The organism is Massilia paldalensis (assembly GCF_044901715.1).
GTDB lineage: Bacteria > Pseudomonadota > Gammaproteobacteria > Burkholderiales > Burkholderiaceae_D > Telluria > Telluria paldalensis.
Map to the genome: position 1 here is coordinate 1 of NZ_JBJCIU010000037.1, position 1,028 is coordinate 1,028.

A 1,028-nucleotide genomic window follows, 5' to 3' on the forward strand; every position below is an offset into this window, starting at 1 on the left:
GGTTCCTGACATGTCAAGGGTAGGTAAGGTTTTTCGCGTTGCATCGAATTAATCCACATCATCCACCGCTTGTGCGGGTCCCCGTCAATTCCTTTGAGTTTTAATCTTGCGACCGTACTCCCCAGGCGGTCTACTTCACGCGTTAGCTGCGTTACCAAGTCAATTAAGACCCGACAACTAGTAGACATCGTTTAGGGCGTGGACTACCAGGGTATCTAATCCTGTTTGCTCCCCACGCTTTCGTGCATGAGCGTCAATCTTGACCCAGGGGGCTGCCTTCGCCATCGGTGTTCCTCCACATCTCTACGCATTTCACTGCTACACGTGGAATTCTACCCCCCTCTGCCAGATTCAAGCCTTGCAGTCTCCAACGCAATTCCCAGGTTGAGCCCGGGGCTTTCACGTCAGACTTACAAAACCGCCTGCGCACGCTTTACGCCCAGTAATTCCGATTAACGCTTGCACCCTACGTATTACCGCGGCTGCTGGCACGTAGTTAGCCGGTGCTTATTCTTCAGGTACCGTCATTAGCCATGGATATTAGCCACAGCCGTTTCTTCCCTGACAAAAGAGCTTTACAACCCGAAGGCCTTCTTCACTCACGCGGCATTGCTGGATCAGGCTTGCGCCCATTGTCCAAAATTCCCCACTGCTGCCTCCCGTAGGAGTCTGGACCGTGTCTCAGTTCCAGTGTGGCTGGTCGTCCTCTCAGACCAGCTACTGATCGTCGCCTTGGTGAGCCTTTACCTCACCAACTAGCTAATCAGATATCGGCCGCTCCAGGAGCACAAGGTCCGAAGATCCCCTGCTTTCATCCTTAGATCGTATGCGGTATTAGCGTAACTTTCGCTACGTTATCCCCCACTCTTGGGTACGTTCCGATATATTACTCACCCGTTCGCCACTCGCCGCCAGGTTGCCCCGCGCTGCCGTTCGACTTGCATGTGTAAAGCATGCCGCCAGCGTTCAATCTGAGCCAGGATCAAACTCTTCAGTTCAATCTCTGTTTGCGACACTTTCGTGTCATC

Annotated in this window: 1 rRNA gene; it reads right to left on the bottom strand. The window is 53.0% G+C overall.

What is annotated here, in order from left to right:
- Positions 1-998 (bottom strand): 16S ribosomal RNA (locus tag ACI1V7_RS28350); the annotation flags it as partial.
- Positions 999-1,028: the final 30 nt, after the last annotated feature.